This window comes from Pontitalea aquivivens (assembly GCF_046507575.1).
GTDB lineage: Bacteria > Pseudomonadota > Alphaproteobacteria > Rhodobacterales > Rhodobacteraceae > Pontitalea > Pontitalea aquivivens.
Window position 1 is genome coordinate 115,220 of the sequence record NZ_JBKFEY010000003.1, and the last position, 14,749, is coordinate 129,968.

At 66.0% G+C, this 14,749-nt stretch carries 19 protein-coding genes; 11 read left to right on the forward strand and 8 right to left on the reverse strand.

The window, feature by feature from the left end:
- Positions 1 to 66: 66 nt before the first annotated feature.
- From pgeF to lgt, 3 genes are read right to left on the reverse strand one after another with little or no spacing between them, the layout of a single operon-like run.
- Complete coding sequence (pgeF, locus tag ACK8OU_RS06575; RefSeq protein ID WP_410302563.1) at positions 67 to 828, reverse strand: peptidoglycan editing factor PgeF; 762 nt, start codon at positions 826 to 828, stop codon at positions 67 to 69.
- A 3-nt stretch (positions 829 to 831) separates the two neighbouring features.
- Positions 832 to 1,908 carry a class I SAM-dependent methyltransferase gene (locus ACK8OU_RS06580; protein ID WP_410302564.1) on the reverse strand — a complete coding sequence of 359 codons (1,077 nt, stop codon included), beginning with the start codon at positions 1,906 to 1,908 and terminating at the stop codon, positions 832 to 834.
- Complete coding sequence (gene lgt, locus ACK8OU_RS06585) at positions 1,905 to 2,783, reverse strand: prolipoprotein diacylglyceryl transferase (protein ID WP_410302565.1); 879 nt, start codon at positions 2,781 to 2,783, stop codon at positions 1,905 to 1,907. The genes ACK8OU_RS06580 and lgt overlap by 4 nt, the downstream gene beginning before the upstream one ends.
- Before the next feature lie 110 nt (positions 2,784 to 2,893).
- Here lgt and ACK8OU_RS06590 point away from each other — a divergent pair, with 110 nt between their 5' ends.
- Positions 2,894 to 3,184, forward strand: coding sequence for an accessory factor UbiK family protein (locus ACK8OU_RS06590; protein ID WP_410302566.1), 291 nt, complete (start codon positions 2,894 to 2,896; stop codon positions 3,182 to 3,184).
- A gap of 77 nt (positions 3,185 to 3,261) precedes the next feature.
- Here the strand turns inward: ACK8OU_RS06590 and ACK8OU_RS06595 are convergent, their stop codons facing one another.
- Positions 3,262 to 3,585 carry a DUF6476 family protein gene (locus ACK8OU_RS06595; RefSeq protein ID WP_410302567.1) on the reverse strand — a complete coding sequence of 108 codons (324 nt, stop codon included), beginning with the start codon at positions 3,583 to 3,585 and terminating at the stop codon, positions 3,262 to 3,264.
- On the opposite strand from ACK8OU_RS06595, the gene ACK8OU_RS06600 reads away from it, so the two are divergent.
- Positions 3,575 to 4,609: an RluA family pseudouridine synthase gene (locus ACK8OU_RS06600; RefSeq protein WP_410302568.1), complete on the forward strand. Its 1,035-nt coding sequence runs from the start codon at positions 3,575 to 3,577 to the stop codon at positions 4,607 to 4,609. The genes ACK8OU_RS06595 and ACK8OU_RS06600 overlap by 11 nt on opposite strands.
- Before the next feature lie 176 nt (positions 4,610 to 4,785).
- On the forward strand, positions 4,786 to 5,685 hold the full coding sequence (gene rpoH / locus ACK8OU_RS06605; RefSeq protein ID WP_410302569.1) for an RNA polymerase sigma factor RpoH: 900 nt from the start codon (positions 4,786 to 4,788) through the stop codon (positions 5,683 to 5,685).
- Positions 5,686 to 5,916: 231 nt separating this feature from the next.
- Here rpoH and ACK8OU_RS06610 read toward each other — a convergent pair whose 3' ends face one another.
- Entirely contained in the window at positions 5,917 to 6,417 is a 501-nt protein-coding gene (locus ACK8OU_RS06610) for an Lrp/AsnC family transcriptional regulator (RefSeq protein WP_410302570.1), read from the reverse strand.
- A gap of 183 nt (positions 6,418 to 6,600) precedes the next feature.
- Here ACK8OU_RS06610 and trxB point away from each other — a divergent pair, with 183 nt between their 5' ends.
- Complete coding sequence (trxB, locus tag ACK8OU_RS06615; protein ID WP_410302571.1) at positions 6,601 to 7,542, forward strand: thioredoxin-disulfide reductase; 942 nt, start codon at positions 6,601 to 6,603, stop codon at positions 7,540 to 7,542.
- A 102-nt stretch (positions 7,543 to 7,644) separates the two neighbouring features.
- Positions 7,645 to 8,679 (forward strand): Hint domain-containing protein, encoded by a 1,035-nt coding sequence (locus ACK8OU_RS06620; protein WP_410302572.1) that lies wholly within the window; start codon positions 7,645 to 7,647, stop codon positions 8,677 to 8,679.
- 184 nt (positions 8,680 to 8,863) lie between these two features.
- Here the strand turns inward: ACK8OU_RS06620 and ACK8OU_RS06625 are convergent, their stop codons facing one another.
- Together ACK8OU_RS06625 and ACK8OU_RS06630 are read right to left on the reverse strand one after the other, a co-directional pair.
- Positions 8,864 to 9,091, reverse strand: coding sequence for a DUF1150 family protein (locus tag ACK8OU_RS06625; protein WP_410302573.1), 228 nt, complete (start codon positions 9,089 to 9,091; stop codon positions 8,864 to 8,866).
- A 15-nt stretch (positions 9,092 to 9,106) separates the two neighbouring features.
- On the reverse strand, positions 9,107 to 9,520 hold the full coding sequence (locus tag ACK8OU_RS06630; RefSeq protein WP_410302574.1) for an Hsp20 family protein: 414 nt from the start codon (positions 9,518 to 9,520) through the stop codon (positions 9,107 to 9,109).
- 237 nt (positions 9,521 to 9,757) lie between these two features.
- Between ACK8OU_RS06630 and ACK8OU_RS06635 the strand changes: the two genes are divergently transcribed.
- The 4 genes from ACK8OU_RS06635 (at position 9,758) to ACK8OU_RS06650 (ending at position 12,107) form a co-directional block, all read left to right on the forward strand.
- The gene (locus ACK8OU_RS06635) at positions 9,758 to 9,976 is read left to right on the forward strand and encodes a YdcH family protein (protein WP_250041659.1); all 219 of its coding nucleotides are present in this window, start codon (positions 9,758 to 9,760) and stop codon (positions 9,974 to 9,976) included.
- An 89-nt stretch (positions 9,977 to 10,065) separates the two neighbouring features.
- Positions 10,066 to 10,551, forward strand: a complete 486-nt coding sequence (gene purE / locus ACK8OU_RS06640) for a 5-(carboxyamino)imidazole ribonucleotide mutase (RefSeq protein ID WP_410302576.1) — start codon at positions 10,066 to 10,068, stop codon at positions 10,549 to 10,551.
- Complete coding sequence (locus ACK8OU_RS06645) at positions 10,544 to 11,617, forward strand: 5-(carboxyamino)imidazole ribonucleotide synthase (RefSeq protein ID WP_410302577.1); 1,074 nt, start codon at positions 10,544 to 10,546, stop codon at positions 11,615 to 11,617. The genes purE and ACK8OU_RS06645 overlap by 8 nt, the downstream gene beginning before the upstream one ends.
- A gap of 40 nt (positions 11,618 to 11,657) precedes the next feature.
- Entirely contained in the window at positions 11,658 to 12,107 is a 450-nt protein-coding gene (locus ACK8OU_RS06650; RefSeq protein WP_410302579.1) for an NUDIX domain-containing protein, read from the forward strand.
- On the opposite strand, the gene ACK8OU_RS06655 is transcribed toward ACK8OU_RS06650, so the two are convergent.
- The gene (locus tag ACK8OU_RS06655) at positions 12,108 to 13,127 is read right to left on the reverse strand and encodes a ribose-phosphate pyrophosphokinase (RefSeq protein WP_410302580.1); all 1,020 of its coding nucleotides are present in this window, start codon (positions 13,125 to 13,127) and stop codon (positions 12,108 to 12,110) included.
- Positions 13,128 to 13,244: 117 nt separating this feature from the next.
- Here ACK8OU_RS06655 and ACK8OU_RS06660 point away from each other — a divergent pair, with 117 nt between their 5' ends.
- Positions 13,245 to 13,856, forward strand: coding sequence for a 2-hydroxychromene-2-carboxylate isomerase (locus tag ACK8OU_RS06660; protein ID WP_410302581.1), 612 nt, complete (start codon positions 13,245 to 13,247; stop codon positions 13,854 to 13,856).
- On the forward strand, positions 13,856 to 14,650 hold the full coding sequence (locus ACK8OU_RS06665) for an alpha/beta fold hydrolase (RefSeq protein ID WP_410302582.1): 795 nt from the start codon (positions 13,856 to 13,858) through the stop codon (positions 14,648 to 14,650). The genes ACK8OU_RS06660 and ACK8OU_RS06665 overlap by 1 nt, the downstream gene beginning before the upstream one ends.
- Positions 14,651 to 14,749 lie beyond the last annotated feature (99 nt).

Genomic DNA, 14,749 nt, shown 5'->3' on the forward strand with positions numbered 1-14,749 from the left:
TCCCCCGCCCGCAGACCGAAAAGGCGCGCCCCCGGCGCGCCTTTTTCATGTCCCGCTCTGTCGTGCCTAAAGGCCGATGGCCGAAATCAGGCGGCCATAATCGGCCTCGCCCGCATGGGTGGTACGGCGATAGGAATAGAACCGGCCGGGATCGGAATAGGTGCAATGGCGCGTCCATTCGGCATGGCCGACCCCGGCCTGCCGCAGCCGGTGCAGCCCAAAGGCCGGCAGGTCGAACATCGGCTTGCCCCCCGGCCCGCCGGAAAAGAAACGCCCGTAGCCTTCGTCCTCGACAAGGAAGGTTTCCATGAAATCATGCCCAACCTCATAGGCGCGCTGCGAGATGCAGGGGCCGATCACGGCGGTGATGCGGGCACGGTCCGCGCCCAGCGCCACCATTGCGTCCACCGTCGCCTCCAGAACCCCATCCAGCGCGCCGCGCCAGCCCGCATGCGCAGCACCGATCACGCCGGCCTGCGCATCGGCGAACAGCACCGGCTGGCAATCCGCCGACAGCACCGTCAGCACCAGACCGGGCGTGGCGCTGACCATCGCATCGGCCCGCACCGGGGCATCGGGCGGCGCGGTGACGGTGACAACATCGGCGGAATGGACCTGGTGCAGACCGATCAGCGCCGCGGTGGGGACGGCCATCGCCTCGGCCACGCGGGCACGGTTCATCTGCACCGCCTGGGCCTGATCGGATGATCCCTGCCCGCAGTTCAGCCCCGCGAACACCCCCGACGACACCCCGCCCTTGCGGGTGAAAAACCCGTGGCGAAGGCCGCGCAGGGCCGGCGAGGTCAGGATTTCCAGCGAAGTGGTCATGGGTCAGGCACCGTCGAAGCCCGGCGGAAGGGGCATGTTGCGGGGATGGATGGCAAGGCTTTGGAACAGGTTTCCCATTTCCGCAGGATGGGTCAAGCGGCGATGCGCGGCAATGTGGCTGTCCAGCGCCGCCCCGGTCAGCCGCGCGGCCAATGCCTGCGCCCGCGCGGTGATGCCCAGCCGTTCCAGCAGCACCCCCTGCGCGGTCATGCCCGAAACCGCCACCCCGGCGGCACGGGCGGCGGCGGCCAGCGGTTCGAAATCGACATGCGCCGTCAGATCGGCCTCGCCCGGGTGGGCATAGGGGCTTTCGGGGCGATGGCCGCGCAGCGCCTGAAAGGTATCGCCCAGCGAATGCCAATGGCCATAGTCGACCACGATCGCCACCCCGCCCTGCGCGGCGATTCGGGCCGCTATCGCCGCCACGATCGGCGCGGCGGCGGGGCAGGTTTCGACCACCGCCCCCTCGGCCGTGTCCGTCAGCCGATGCGCCAGATCCGCCACCGGATGGGCGGGCGACAGGCCCGGCTGCAGCGCGCCATCGGGCGACAGGCCGACATGGCGTTCGCACCAGCCCGCGCCCTGGCGCTGAAACTGGCGGATCGGCAGGGCATCGAAAAATTCGTTGGCCAGCAGGAACAAGGGCAGGTCGGGCAGCGTGTCCACGCTGTCGTGCCAGCTGACCGCGTGGCCGCGAAGCGTTGCGCGCTGCACGTCGCGCAGGGTGGCGGATGCCTCAACCAGATGCACGCGGGCCGCTGCCGCCATGCCCGGAACGGCGGTGATCGCGCGCAGCACATCGGCCATCAACGTGCCCCGGCCGGGGCCAAGCTCGGCCAGGGCAAAGGGATCGGGGCGGCCCTGATCCAGCCAGACCTGCGCCAGACACAGGCCCAGCATTTCACCGAACATCTGCGAGATTTCGGGCGCGGTGGTGAAATCGCCCGCCGCCCCAAAGGGATCGCGGGTGGCGTAATAGCCGTGGCGCGGATGCAGCAGGCATTCGGCCATGTAGTGATCCAGCCGCATCGGCCCGCTTGCGGCGATGCGGCGCGCCAGGATCGCCGCAAGCGGCGTCATGCCGCCACGCGCGGCCGCGCCAGCGCGCGGGCCATGAAGGCCAGGCCGATCACGATCATCGGCAGCGACAGCAACTGTCCCATCGACAGGCCAAAGCCGCCGAACTGGATGGCATGGCCCAGAGGATTGTCGGGCGTGATGAATTGCGCATCGGCCTGACGGAACAGCTCAACAAAGAAGCGCGCGGCGCCATATCCCGCCAGAAACACCCCCAGCAGCAGGCCCGGCCGGCGCAGGCCGCCGCGCGACATGCACAGCCACAGCACCGCGCCCAGCAAAAGCCCTTCCAGCCCCGCCTCATACAGCTGCGAGGGATGGCGCGCGCAGGGGCCCATGGCACCCGGGCAATCCTGCGCCGCCGCACCGGGAAAGATCACGCCCCAGGGCGCCCCGGTCGGGCGGCCCCACAACTCGGCATTGATGAAATTGGCAATCCGGCCAAAAAACAGGCCCACGGGCGCGGCCAGCGCGAAGGCATCGGCCACTGGCAGGGCCGCGATCGCGTTGCGGCGGCAGAACCACCAGGCGGCGGCCACGACGCCCAGAAAACCGCCGTGAAAGGACATGCCGCCCTGCCAGACCTTCACGATCTCAACCGGGTTGGCCAGGTAATAGCCCGGCTGGTAGAACAGCACGAAACCCAGCCGCCCGCCGATCACCACGCCAAGGATCACCGCGGTCAGCAGATCCTCGACCCGTGCGGGCGCCATCGGCGCCTGCCCACCCCACAGCGCAGGACGCTTCATCAGCCCCACGATGATCCGCCAGCCCAGGATCAGGCCCGCGATATAGGCCAGCGCATACCAGCGCAGCGGCAGATCCAGCACCGGGATGACAAGGGCATTCGGGTCGATTTCGGGAAAGGGTATGGCCATGGGGTCCTCTGCGATCGGGCGGAGAAAGCCCCGCCCCCGCGGCGAAGTCAACCTTGAGCTTTCCGCCCGCCCCGCCCATATAGGGCAAAACCCCGTGAGCGGAGGAAGCCATGCAGACGCCCAACAAGTTCTTCGACGAAATGTCCCGCCTGATGACCAGTGCCATGGGCGTGGCGCAGGGCGCCCGGACCGAGGCCGAGACGGCGATGAAATCCTGGATGGACCGCTGGCTGGCCGAGCGCGACTTTGTCACCCGCGAGGAATTTGATGCCGTGCGCGCCATGGCGCAAAAGGCGCGTGAGGAGAATGAGGCGCTGAAGGCACGGCTGGACGCGCTTGAGGCTGCCGCCGCACCGGCCGCAAAGCCCGCACGGGGCCGCGCGAAGAAGGCGGACGGCTGATCCCGCCCCGGCCGGTCGCGCGCGGTTGGTACGGAAGCCTCCGGCGGGGATATTTGGACAAAGCCGAAGGGGCACGGTCAGTTCAGGGTCAGGCTTTGGCGCAACTCTCCCTTGGGCGTGTAGATCAGGACCATGCCCTGATCGGTCAGCACGATCAGGTGATCGCGTGCGAAGGTGACGGATTGCGGCTGCGCGCCATCGGGCAGGGTGATCGCGGCGGGCAGTTCCGGCAAGGGGGCTGCGCCCGGCAAGCGGATGACAAGCAGCGCGATGATCGCTACAAGACCGGCGATCATCGTGGCGGTCAGCGTCGTCACCAGGATCTTGAGAAAGCGGACCTCGGGCAAGGGCGCCTCGGGCGGCGGGGCTTGGGGGCCATCGGAAGGCATCATGTCGGACATTGAACAGCGTATCCTGCGGGTGGTGATGGGCGAGGCCCCGGCCGAACGTCTTGATAAGGCGCTTGCAGCCGAAGTGCCAGAGCAAGCCGCCCTGTCACGTTCACGCCTGGCGCGGCTGATTGCCGAAGGCGCGGTCACGCGCGATGGCGTGGCGGTGACCGACCAGAAAGCAAGGGTCAGCCCCGGCGAGGTCTATGAGATTGCACTGGACCCCGCCCGCCCGGTGGAAACCGAGGCCCAGGACATCCCCCTGACCGTGCTGTGGGAGGATGAGGATCTGATCGTCATCAACAAGCCCGCGGGGATGGTGGTGCATCCGGCCCCCGGATCGGCCGATGGCACGCTGGTCAATGCGCTTCTGCACCATTTCGGCGGGCGGCTGTCGGGCGTGGGCGGCGAGGCGCGCCCGGGCATCGTGCACCGGATCGACAAGGACACATCGGGCCTTCTGGTGGTGGCGAAATCCGACCGGGCGCATCATGGCCTTGCCGCGCAGTTCGAAAAGCATACGGTGCACCGCCACTATATGGCCGTGGTCCACGGCCTGCCTGACGCCGCCGATCCGCGCCTGCGGGGCACCCGCGGGGTCAGCTTCGAGGCGGGAAATGTGCTGAAAATCACCTCGCATCTGGCGCGGCACAAGACCGACAGGCAGCGCCAGGCGGTGCTGTTCGAAGGTGGGCGCCATGCGGTAACCCGCGCGCGCGTGGTGGAGGCTTTTGGCACCCCACCCGTTGCGGCATTGCTGGATTGCTGGCTGGAGACGGGCCGCACGCATCAGATCCGGGTGCATCTGGCCCATGCCGGCCACGGGCTGATCGGTGATCCGACCTATGGGGGGCGGCGAAAACTGCCCGCAAAGGCGGTGGGAGAGACCGCCGTGGCCACGGCCGCGACCTTTGCGCGGCAGGCGCTTCACGCGGCGACCCTGGGCTTTGTGCATCCGGTCAGCGGCGAGGAGATGTCCTTTGCCTCGCCACTTCCGGCCGACATGCGGGCGCTGTTGGCCGCGCTGCGGGGTTGACAAGCGCGTGAACCAAACGGTTCAGTTGTTGCACCGCGCCGGAAACCCTTTCATCCTGCGTTAAAGAATACATGCTAACCACCCGCCGGAACCGCAAGCCACCCGGCGCGTTGTCCTTGAACCGGATGCATCGGACCCCCATGCAAGCCGGTCTTGAGGAGGGAGAAGAGACGCTGATGACCAGCTATGCCAACCTGCCCGCGCCCAGCCCCGAACAGGGGCTGAACCGTTATCTGCAGGAAATCCGGAAGTTTCCCCTTCTGGAGCCGGAAGAGGAATACATGCTCGCCAAGGCCTGGGTCGACCACCAGGACCCCCAGGCAGCGCATCGGCTTGTGACCTCGCATCTGCGACTGGCGGCAAAGATCGCGATGGGCTATCGCGGCTACGGGCTGCCACAGGCCGAGGTTATTTCCGAGGCGAATGTGGGACTGATGCAGGCGGTGAAACGCTTTGACCCGGAAAAGGGCTTCCGGCTGGCCACTTATGCGATGTGGTGGATCCGCGCCGCGATCCAGGAATATATCCTGCGGTCCTGGAGCCTGGTGAAACTGGGTACCACCTCGGCACAAAAAAAATTGTTCTTCAACCTGCGCAAGGCGAAATCGAAAATCGGCGCACTGGAGGAAGGCGATCTGCGTCCCGAAAACGTGGCCCAGATCGCGCGTGATCTGAGCGTGACCGAAGATGAGGTCATCGCGATGAACCGGCGAATGTCGGGGGGCGATGCCTCGCTGAACGCGCAGATCGGGTCGGCCGATGGCGATTCGTCGGCACAATGGCAGGACTGGCTGGAAGACGAAGATGCCAACCAGGCCGAGGCCTATGCCGAAGCTGATGAACTGCAGACCCGGCGGGCCATGCTGGTAGCGGCAATGGATGTGCTGAACGAACGTGAACGCGACATCCTGATGCAGCGCCGGCTGCGCGACGAACCAGTCACGCTTGAAGAGCTGTCCGCGCAATATGATGTCAGCCGCGAACGTATCCGCCAGATCGAGGTGCGCGCCTTCGAAAAGTTGCAGGGCAGGATGCGCGTTCTGGCGCGCGAAAAGGGCATGGTGATCCCGGCCTGATCGGTGCAATGACCTCGGCGTTGGGTAAATTCCGGGGCGTCTTCTTCTTGGCAAAAATACTCCCGCGCGGAGCGCAAACCCGGCGCTGCGCCGGATCAAGGGGCAAAAGCGGGGCTCTGCCCCGCACCCCGGGATATTTCTGCAAAACCGAAGGGGGCGCAGGTGCGGGACCCCGGGGCGCAAAGCCCCGCAGCCGGGGGCCCCTCGACGGGGCACGCGGCTGCCCGTGGATCAGGCGAGGCGCGCGATCCGTTCTTCCAGCACGTCAAAAGGCACGCCGGGATCGTCCTTGGCGCAGCGGATCACCAGGCTGGTCTTGACGCTGGCCACATTCTCGGCCGCCGTCAGTGCCCCGGTCAGGAATGACTGGAAGGTTGACAGGTCCGGGGCCACGCATTTCAGCACGAAGTCGATTTCGCCGTTGAGCATGTGGCATTCACGCACCAGCGGCCAGGCGCGGCAGCGGGCCTCAAAGGCGGCCAGATCGGCCTCGGCCTGGCTGTGCAGGCGTACCATGGCGAAGACCTGCACCTCAAAGCCCAGCTCGCGCGGGTTCACATCGGCATGATAGCCCCGGATAAAGCCCGCCTCTTCCAGCGTGCGCACACGCCGCAGGCAGGGCGGCGCGGAAATGCCGACGCGCTTGGCCAGTTCGACATTCGTCATCCGGCCATCGGCCTGCAGCTCGGCCAGGATCTTGCGGTCGATCTCGTCAAGCTTGTTGCTGGCCATTCTATCCTCCGGAATTTTGCGGGAACTTATCTGTCCGACCGGGAATGCGCAATATTATTTCGCCGGATGGCGCAGCACCGCAACGCAAGGCCCGGGGCACGGGCCGGGCCGAACCGGCCGATCGGGGCTTTTCCCGCCCTGCCCCGGGCCTTATATCCTTGGCCGACACAGAAGGAGGCAGAGATGGCCGAGACGAAGAAGACGAAGGTGCTGATCATCGGGTCGGGTCCCGCGGGCTATACGGCCGCGGTCTATTCGGCACGCGCCATGCTGCAACCGGTGCTTGTGCAGGGCATTCAGCCCGGCGGTCAGCTGACCATCACCACCGAGGTTGAGAACTGGCCCGGAGAGACCCATGTGCAGGGACCTGACCTGATGGTGAAAATGGAGGAACACGCCCGCGCCATGGGGGCCGAGATCGTGGGCGATCACATTTCAAGCCTTGATCTGTCGCGTCGTCCCTTCGTGGCCCAGGGGGATTCGGGCACGCGCTATGAGGCGGAGGCGGTAATCCTGGCCACCGGGGCGCAGGCAAAATGGATCGGCCTGCCGTCGGAGGAGAAGTTCAAGGGCTTCGGCGTTTCGGCCTGTGCGACCTGCGACGGGTTCTTCTACCGCGGCCGCGAGGTGGTGGTGATCGGCGGTGGCAACACGGCCGTGGAAGAGGCGCTGTTCCTGACCAATTTCGCCACCAGGGTTACGCTGATCCACCGCCGCGACACGCTGCGCGCCGAAAAGATCATGCAGGACCGCCTGTTCAAGAACCCCAAAGTCGAGGTGTTGTGGAACCACACCGTGGAAGAGGTGATTGGAACCGAGGCGCCGCTGGGGGTAACCGGCGTGCGCGCGCGTCATGTCGGCACCGGCGCCGAAACCGTCGTGCCCTGCGATGGCTTCTTCGTGGCGATCGGGCATGCCCCCGCCTCGGAGCTGGTCAAGGACCAGCTGGAGCTGCACAACGGCGGCTATGTGAAGGTTGAACCCGGATCGACCCGTACCTCGGTCCCCGGGGTCTTCGCTGCGGGTGATCTGACCGACCATGTCTACCGTCAGGCCGTGACCAGCGCCGGCATGGGGTGCATGGCCGCGCTGGATGCCGAACGGTTCCTGGCGGGCGAAGGCTGATCCTGGCCCGGGCCGGTTCGCGCGCCGAATCGGCCCGGTATTTCCGGTTTGTTCACGTCTGTTGCGTATCCCTGCCAGAACTGGTTGCGGAGCATGATAGAGATGACCGACACGGAAAGCTGGCTTTGGTATTCGGGCAATACGCTTTGGCCCGGATTCTCGTTGAATTTGCAGGACAATCTTGGTGCGAACGGAAATGGCCTGTCCGTTGACCCCAGGGCCTATACCTCCAGCATCCATCGCGATGCCAATGATGACGGCATCATCCATGACGCCGATGCCGATGACGGTGCCGAAAGCATCGCAACCGAGGACCGCGTGATCATCGGCGACGTTGAAAAGACCGTCCTGGAAGTCGCGCAATATCCTGGCAGCACGATTGTGATCGATGGCACGACCTATTCGGATGCGCGCATGGGCGTGGTGTTGTTCACCGATGGCACATATGCGGTGCGCTTGCTGGACAGCAGCATCCCCGTTGGTGCCAAGTATACCAAGGTCAGCCAGATCACGCTTGGTACCTTTGACGGGGTCGAATACAGTGGCTTCTATGTGGCCACGTTCGACACACCCTTCGTCTGCTTTACCGCGGGCACGCCGATCGACACGGCGCGGGGGCCGGTCCCGATCGAACGGCTGCGCCCGGGGGACCTGGTGGCGACGCTGGATAACGGGCTGCAACCCCTGCGCTGGATCGGCATGCGGCGGGTCCGTGGCGACGGGATTCATGCCCCGGTGCTGATCCGCGCGGGCGCGTTCGACAATGGAACCGATATCCGGTTGTCACCGCAGCACCGTGTGCTGGTGTCGGGCTGGCGGGCGGAATTGGGGTGTGGCACACCCGAGGTTCTGGTGGCGGCCAAGGATCTGGTGAACGGGTCCGATGTTGTGCGGGCCCCGTGCGACTGGGTCACCTATGTCCATATCCTGTTCGAGCGGCACGAAATCGTCGCCTCTGACGGGTTGCTGAGCGAAAGCTTCCATCCCGGCCCCCATGCTGCAACGCTGATGGATGAAGTCACCGGCGCCGAGGTTCTGGCGCTGTTCCCGGAACTGGGCCCGGGGTTTCAGGGCGGCGGCCCAACGGCGCGGATGTGCGCAACCGGCAAAGAGGCCCAGGCGATGATGTCGGCCTGATCGCGGGCAAGGGCGCGCACCGGGCAAAAGCGGGGGCACAATGATGCGCAGGACGGATCACCCGGTCAGAAAGGATCAGATCGGGGGCCTTGCCCTGGGGGGCGCAACCGATTGGATCGCCCCCGACAACCGCCGCCCCCACGAAAGCCCCCCGTACGCCGCGCCGGGGGGCTGCAATCTGGTGTCAATGCACGTTGACGGGGGTGCGATCGTTCTGCCGTGCCAGCGCGAAGGCCATCCAGCGGTCCTTGACCAGGGCAAGCCGCTCGCCGCTTTCGTCATGCAGCGCATAAAGCGTCTGAAGGCCCATGGCCTGGGCCCGGATTTCCTCGGGCAGGTCAGCCACGGCAACCGGGCGGACATAAACGATCCGCTCGCCGGTTTCGGCCCCGAAATCGAATTTCACATCCATGGTGTCACCCCTTTCTTAACTGCGCCGGATCGGAATCCGCTGGACCACCGGCTCGGGTGCCGCGCGCTTGAGGTCGATGTGCAGCAAGCCGTTTTCCAGCAACGCCCCGGCAACCTCAACCCCGTCGGCCAGAACGAAGCTGCGCTGGAAGGCCCGCGCGGCGATGCCGCGATGCAGGAACACACGGGCCGCGGCATCCTCGGCCTGACGCCCACGAATGACCAGGGCGCGATCTTCCATGGTGATCGCCAGATCAGGTTCGGCAAAACCCGCGACGGCCAGCGTGATGCGGAAGGCATCCGCCCCGCATTGTTCGATATTATAAGGGGGATAGGCATCCGATCCGCCCTTCGCCGTCCGTTCCACCAGCCGTTCCAGCTGATCGAACCCCAGCAGATGGGGATGCGCGCCAAAGCTTAGTTTCGTCATCTGCAAGCCCTTTTCAAAGCGACATTGCCCTGGGAAGGTCCCGATCATCGGCAACCCTTGCTGGAAATATGGGCAAGGCCGGGGCCCACTGCAAGGGGGCGGGACCGCGCCCGGGGCAGGAAAATTCCCCCCGCAAGGGCCGGAAATTGCTATACTAAACCGAAGGTCGGCCCCATGCGAACGAATCACATGGGACGTCAAGCCTTGTTGCCTTGCCATCCTGTATCGGAACCGCACATGAACGCGCAGATCGAGATGAACCCCGAAGAGGTGCTTCGCGTGAAGCTGGAGGTGTTGCGCCGCGAACATCGGGATCTTGACGATGCGATCCACGCGCTGACGGTATCGGGGCGCGGCGATCAGCTGGCGCTGGTGCGCCTGAAAAAGCAGAAGCTGCGGCTGAAGGATGAAATCGCCCGGCTGCAGGATCAGCTGACGCCCGACATCATCGCCTGACCCCCCTGCCCGCCCCTGTCGGATCGGGCAGGCATTGCGCCCCGCCCCCCCTTGGCTATAGTGCCCCCAAGTTGACCAAGGGGCCATGTATGGGCGTGAAAGTGGGAATCATCATGGGCAGCCAGTCGGACTGGCCCACGATGCAGGAGGCCGCCGCAATCCTGGATGAACTGGGCCTGGCCTACGAGGCCAGGATCGTCTCGGCGCATCGCACGCCTGACCGGCTTTGGGCCTATGGCAAGGCAGCTGTGGACCGCGGGCTGCAGGTGATCATCGCGGGCGCGGGCGGGGCGGCACATCTGCCCGGCATGATGGCCTCGAAAACCCGGGTGCCGGTGATCGGCGTGCCGGTGCAGACCCGGGCGCTGTCGGGCGTCGACAGCCTGTATTCCATCGTCCAGATGCCCAAGGGCTATCCCGTCGCCACAATGGCGATCGGGGCGGCGGGGGCGGCCAATGCGGGCCTGATGGCCGCGGGCATCCTGGCGCTGAATGATCCCGCGCTGGCCGCCCGGCTGGATGCCTGGCGCGATGCGCTGTCCGCCTCGATCCCCGATGAGCCGACCGATGTCTGACGCCCTGCCCCCCGGTTCCACCATCGGCATTCTGGGCGGCGGCCAGCTGGGCCGGATGCTGTCGGTCGCGGCCTCGCGCCTTGGGCTGCGAACCCACATCTATGAACCCGGCGCGAACCCGCCCGCGGGCCATGTCGCCGATCGCGTGACCACCGCCGCCTATGACGACACCGCGGCGCTGGCGGAATTCGCCGCCTCGGTCGATGTGATCACCTATGAGTTTGAGAATATTCCCACCGCGGCGCTGGACATTCTTGAGGCTGCCCGCCCGATCCGCCCGGGCCGGCGTGCGCTGGCCGTCAGCCAGGACCGGATCGCGGAAAAGACCTTCCTGAATGATATCGGCCTGCCGACCGCCCCCTGGGCCGTGGTCACCGATGCCGACAGCCTGGCGCAAGCGATTGACCGGATCGGCACGCCCGCGATCCTGAAAACCACGCGGCTGGGCTATGACGGCAAGGGCCAGGCCCGGATCATGGCGCCCGCCGATGCGCCCGTCGGTCTGGCCGCGATGGCGGGGGCCGAGGCCATTCTGGAAGGCTTTGTCGATTTCAGCCGCGAGATCTCGGTCATCGCGGCGCGCGGTGTGACGGGTGAGGTCGCCTGTTTCGATCCCGGCGAAAACGTCCATCGCACCGGCATTCTGCACACCACGACCGTGCCCGCCCGCATCACGCCCGCGCAACGCAGCGATGCGGTGCTGATCGCGGCCCGCATCCTGAACGCGCTGGACTATGTCGGTGTACTGGGGGTGGAACTGTTCGTGACGCCGCAGGGCCTGTTGGTCAATGAAATCGCGCCGCGGGTGCATAATTCGGGCCATTGGACACAGCAGGGCTGCGCCGTTGATCAGTTCGAACAGCATATCCGCGCGGTGGCGGGCTGGCCTTTGGGCGACGGGTCGCGCCATGCCGATGTGGAAATGACCAATCTGATCGGCGACGACGTGCTGCAGGTGCCACAGCTGGCGCGCGAAAAGAACCTGTCGATCCATTTGTATGGCAAGGCCGAGGCCAAGCCGGGCCGCAAGATGGGCCATGTGAACCGGGTCCTGACCCGGGGCTGATCCCCCTTGACGGCGCGGGCGCGGGCGTCATCCTGCGCGCATGAAACCACGCATCCCCCGGATCGGCGTCCGTGCCCTGATCCTGCATGACAACCGCCTGCTGATCGTCAATGCCTGGCCCGGCGGCCAGCCCGTGCTGTGGTGCGCGCCCGGCGGGGGGGTGCATGCCGGCGCCTCGTTGCCCGAAAACCTGGCGCGAGAGATACATGAGGAAACCGGCATCGCGATCACGGTGGGCGCGCCCGCGCTGGTCAATGAATTCCACGACCCCGACAGCGGGTTTCATCAGATCGAGATCTTTTTCCGCGCCACCCCGGTCGGGCCGGTTCCCGCGCACTGGACCGAGCCCGAGGGCATCGTGACCCACCGCCGCTTTGTCACCCGCGAGGAACTGGCCCGCCTGCCACACAAGCCTGACAGCCTTGCGCCCGCGGCCTGGGGCGACGCGGGCGCAATCGGTTACGATCCCCTGGAACGCATTCTGCGCTGATCAAAGCGCGGAATACATCCCCTCATAGATCGGCATCAGCGTGTCGGTTTCAAACAGCGACGACACCGAGGTCCCGGACCAGGTGTTCAGGATCGCCTGCGCAAACATCGGCGCGGTCGGCACGATGCGGATGTTATGGGCCGATTTCACCGCCGCCGTCGGCTCGATCGAATCGGTGATGACCAGCGACTTCATCACCGAATTGCTGACCCGCTCGACCGCCGGGCCCGACAGGACGCCGTGGGTGATGTAGCTGTGAACCTCGGTCGCGCCGTTTTCCATCAGCACCTCGGCCGCCTTGCACAGCGTGCCGGCGGTATCGCAGATGTCATCGACGATGATGCATTTCTTGCCCGCCACATCGCCGATCACCGTCATGCCCGCGACCTCGCCCGCCTTTTCGCGGCGCTTGTCCACGATCGACAGCGGCGCGCCGATGCGCTTGGCCAGTTCGCGCGCCCGCGCCACGCCCCCCACGTCGGGCGAAACCACCATCACATCCTCCAGCTGGCCCTTGAAATGGTGCAGGATGTCCAGCGCGAAAATCGGCGAGGCGTAAAGGTTATCTACCGGAATGTCGAAGAAGCCCTGGATCTGGGCTGCATGCAGGTCCAGCGTCAGCACCCGGTCCACCCCCGCCTCGGTCAGCAAATTCGCGACCAGCTTGGCCGAAATCGGCGTGCGCGCCTTGGCGCGGCGGTCCTGACGGGCATAACCGAAATAAGGGATCACCGCGGTGATGCGATCGGCCGAGGACCGTTTCAGCGCATCGGTGATGATCAGCAGTTCCATCAGGTTGTCATTGGCCGGGTTCGAGGTCGGCTGGATGATGTACATATCCTCGCCGCGGACGTTTTCATAAACCTCGACGAAGATTTCCTGATCGTTGAAACGCTCGACCCGGGCGTCGACCAGCCCCACGCTCATGCCCCGATGCATCGACATCCGCCGCGCGATCGCGGTGGCCAGCGGACGGTTCGCATTGCCGGAAATCAGCTTGGGTTCGGTCATGGCAGCCATTGACGGGCATCCTTTGCACGCTGCGCCGGGGCAGACCGGCGGATTCGGGAAGATTGCGCCTGCCTTAGCACCGGGCTAGCTTCCCCGCAAACATCCCACGCACCAAGGACCGCCCGAATGGCTCATATAGACTATTTTTTCTCGCCCATCTCACCCTGGTGCTACCTGGCAGGCCTGCGCCTTGAGGAAACCGCCGCCCGGCACGGGGCGACGATCACCTACAAGCCGATCGACATTCTGGCGCTGTTCGACCGGACGGGGGGCACCCGCCCCGCCGCGCGCCACCCCAGCCGACTGGCCTATCGCGCCCAGGAACTGGCCCGCTGGTCGGACCGGCTGGGCCTGCCGCTGACGCCTGCGCCCGCGCATTTCCCCACCAATCAGGCGCCTGCCGCCTATGCGATCATCGCCGCGCAAAAGGCGGTGAAACAGGGCGGGGCGGGCGATCTGGGCGGGCTCGTCCATGCCATCCTGCGCGCCTGCTGGGCCGAGGATCGCAACATCGCCGAGGATGAGGTGATCCGCGCCGCACTTGTGGCGAATGGCTTTGACGGTAACCTTGTCACATCCGGCCTGTTCACCGGCGCCGAAACCTATGAACGCAACCTGGAAGAGGCTGTCGAACGCGGCGTCTTCGGCGCGCCCTTTTATATCCTGCGCGACACCGACCAGCGGTTCTGGGGCCAGGACCGGCTGGATTTCCTGGACGCGCATCTGGGGGGCCTGTGATGCCCGTTGACCTGCGCGCGGGCCAGTCGGTGCATTGGCAGACCTTCGGCACGGGCGACCGCCCCGCGGTCGCGGTGCATTGCATGCTGGCGTCTGGCCGCTACTGGGGCACGCTTGCCCCCTTTCTGCCGCAACTGACGATGACCGCCTTCGACCTGCCCGGGCAAGGCAAAAGCGGCCCCTATGACGGCGCCGGGCCCTACCAGAAGTTGTCCACCCAGATCCTGGCCAGCTTCATCACCCGGCCCGTCGACCTGATCGGCCACAGCTTCGGCGCCTGCATCGCGCTGCGGCTGGCCGTGGCCGCCCCCGAAGCGGTGCGCAGCCTGACCCTGATCGAGCCGGTCCTGTTCCGCGCGGCAATCGACACGGCTGAATGGGATCAGGAATGCGCCGAACATGACACACTCAGCCGACTGCTGGACAGCGGCAACACCACCCAGGCCGCCCGTCAGTTTGTCGGCCGCTGGGGGGCAAGTCCCTGGCAAGACATGTCGGACCGGATGCAGCAGGGCATGGCGGACCGGATACACCTGATCGCTGCGGCAAGCCGGGATAATTTCGGCGATACAGGAAATATCCTGCGCGCAGGCGGGCTGGAATCCATAGACGCGCCAGTCATGCTGATCGAAGGCGGCGACAGCCCGGAAATCATCCACCGCATTCACGAACGCCTGGCCGCGCGTTTGGCCGATGTCGCGACCGCGCGCATCCCCGGCGCCGGCCACATGGCACCGATGACGCATGCCGCGCAGGTGGCCGGACTGGTCGCGATGAACCTCGACCGCAGCTAGGGGGGCGCTGCCCCCCACGCGCGTTCCGCGCTCCCCCCGGGATATTTTTGCAAAGCCGAAGATGAAGCTGCCTTCGGCTTTGTCCAAATATCCCGGGGG